The 2,599-nt window shown below is 49.1% G+C and carries 3 protein-coding genes; all 3 read left to right on the forward strand.

The genetic code is table 11. From position 1 onward, the window contains the following. Window positions 1-201: 2Fe-2S iron-sulfur cluster-binding protein (locus AC3A14_RS05670; RefSeq protein ID WP_487778930.1), on the forward strand; the 201-nt coding region annotated here is incomplete at its 5' end. A 77-nt stretch (window positions 202-278) separates the two neighbouring features. Further along, entirely contained in the window at window positions 279-875 is a 597-nt protein-coding gene (locus AC3A14_RS05675) for a hypothetical protein (protein WP_318731887.1), read from the forward strand. Window positions 876-964: 89 nt separating this feature from the next. Beyond that, window positions 965-2,482 carry an MFS transporter gene (locus AC3A14_RS05680; RefSeq protein ID WP_318731888.1) on the forward strand — a complete coding sequence of 506 codons (1,518 nt, stop codon included), beginning with the start codon at window positions 965-967 and terminating at the stop codon, window positions 2,480-2,482. Window positions 2,483-2,599 lie beyond the last annotated feature (117 nt).

Here is a 2,599-nt window from a genome sequence, read left to right on the forward strand (position 1 = left end):
GAGTCAATCTTGGAAGCAGCAGAACGGGAAGGCCTTGACCTAGAGTCGAGTTGCCGTTCCGGAACTTGTGGAACCTGTCAACAGCAGTTGGTTTCTGGAGAAGTTCGCTATCTTCAAGACCCCCAAGCCTTGGGCGAACAGCAGGGAGCCATTCTGACCTGTATCGCTCATCCGGTTGGAGAGATTGTTCTAGATGCTTAAGGACAGATAGAACAAAAAAACTGGGGAGTGCCCCCAGTCCAAATATCTAATCATCTTAATTAAGGAGTATCGCAAAAATGTCTGAACCTAACAATCCCCTCTCTCCTGTAGAGTCCGTACTTCTGAAAAGCTTGAGTTTAATCGGAGTTGTTGTCTTTGCCGGAGTTATGGTAGGTCGCTGGAATCATCTGGTAACCCAAGTGGCTTTAGCCGAAACAGAAGTTGCAGAAGTGGTTACGCCTGAACCTGAAGTGACTGCTACACCTGAAGTAGAAGAGGTCATTGTGGCTAGTGCAAGTACTACGGGAGTTACAACTTCTGTGGTGATGACCGAAACTGTAGAAACGGAAGTTGTTGAAGACGTAGCAGAAACCCTAGAAGTGGAGATGGATGAAGCCACGGTCAGTGCGTTACGCTCAGAGCTTTATGAACAAATTGATAGCAATTGGCAAACTTCGCCGACGTTCTCTGAGAGTTTAGTGTATCAGGTGGAGGTCAACGAAGAAGGAGCGATCGCCAATTACACCCCCCTGAACTCCGTCGCCTCCGACTATCTCACGGAAACTCCCCTCGAAACCCTAGTCCAAGAAGAAGACTCCTCTAGCTCTGCCCCCTTCCTCGTTGTCATGGCTCCTAGTGGTGTTCTTGAAGTTAGTTCCTGGACAGGACAATAGGGACACGGAGACGCGGGGATTTCCTGTGACTCCTGACTTCCTACTGACTTCCTACTCATTACTTATTACCCATTACCTAATCAACCGTCATGCTCAAAGAAATGTGGTCATTCCAGGGCAGATACAAAATTCTGCATATGACCTGGTTCGCCTTCTTCCTCTCCTTCGTTGTTTGGTTTAACCTCGCCCCTCTAGCCACAGCCGTTAAAGAGGATTTCGGTTTAGAAGTCGGTCAAATTCGGACAATTGCTATCTGTAACGTAGCCCTTACCGTTCCTGCCCGGATTATTATTGGGATGCTTCTGGACAAATATGGGCCCAGAATCACCTACTCTGTTCTTTTGGTCTATGCCGCCATTCCCTGTATCGCCTTCGCCAGCGCCCAAAACTTTAGCCAACTGGTGATTAGCCGACTTGCCCTCAGTATCGTCGGTGCAGGATTTGTAATTGGTATTCGCATGGTTGCGGAATGGTTCCCTCCCAAAGAAATTGGTCTAGCTGAAGGTATCTATGGAGGATGGGGAAACTTTGGTTCTGCTGCCTCTGCCTTTACCCTCCCTACTATTGCCGCGATTCTTACCTTTGGAGCCGGTAGCATCATTAACTGGCGGCTTGCCATTGCTGGAACTGGAATTATCGCCGCACTCTACGGTATTCTTTACTTCTTTAACGTCCAAGATACTCCCCCTGGCAAAGTCTATCAAAAGCCCAAAAAAGCAACAGGTCTAGAAGTTACCACGCCAAAAGACTTCTGGTTCCTGATGCTCATGAATATTCCCCTCTCTGGTATTCTTGCTGTTCTCGCTTGGCGCTTAAGTAAAGTCGGATTTCTGAATACTCCGCAACTCTATATGGTTTGGGGGGGGTTACTCTGCCTCTATCTGTTCCAAGCCTATAACTGTTGGGATGTGAACAAAGAACTGATGCTGGGCAAAAAGCGCTATCCGGCTGAAGACCGCTATGAATTTTCCCAAGTTGCCCTCTTAGAACTCACCTATATTGTTAACTTCGGTTCTGAACTTGCGGTTGTTTCCATGCTTCCCGCCTTCTTTGAAGGAACCTTTGGCCTGAGTAAACAAGCTGCCGGGATGATTGCTGCCAGCTATGCCTTCATGAACTTAATGTCCCGTCCTGGCGGTGGCTTAATCTCCGATCGCCTCGGAAGTCGTAAAATGACCATGGCCGTATTAACCGGATGTATGGGTATTGGCTATCTGATGATGGGTCGCGTTACTGGAGGTTGGTTTTTGCCCCTAGCTGTACTCCTCACCATGGCTTGCTCTTTCTTTGTCCAAGCTGGAGAAGGATCTACCTTCGCCATGGTTCCCCTGATTAAACGCCGCATCACCGGACAAATTGCAGGTAATGTTGGAGCCTACGGTAACGTTGGAGCCGTTGCTTACCTCACCCTCTTTAGCTTGCTCCCTTCTGGAGATGTGGGTAACCGAGTCTTCTTTGAAGTTCTAGGCGTTGCATCTCTGATTGTTGCCTTCCTTTGCGGCTTCTTCCTCAAAGAACCCAAAGGCTCATTTGCCGACCACCACGAAGGAGAAATGGAAGCGACTACGGTTGCTCATGTGGACTCTCCCGTAACTGCTGCTGAATAGGGAAGGGGGAAGACACGGGGAAGCGGGGACGCGGAGACGCGGAGACACGGAGAACTGAAGAACTCTCCTATTATTTTCCCCATCCCCCATCTCCCCACTCCCCCTATCCCCCCATCC

It is taken from the genome of Roseofilum sp., assembly GCF_982964205.1.

Coding starts and splice junctions, on each gene's coding strand:
- AC3A14_RS05680 (WP_318731888.1), top strand. CDS start 965: ATGCTCAAAGAAATGTGGTCATTCCAGGGCAGATACAAAATTCTGCAT.
- AC3A14_RS05675 (WP_318731887.1), top strand. CDS start 279: ATGTCTGAACCTAACAATCCCCTCTCTCCTGTAGAGTCCGTACTTCTG.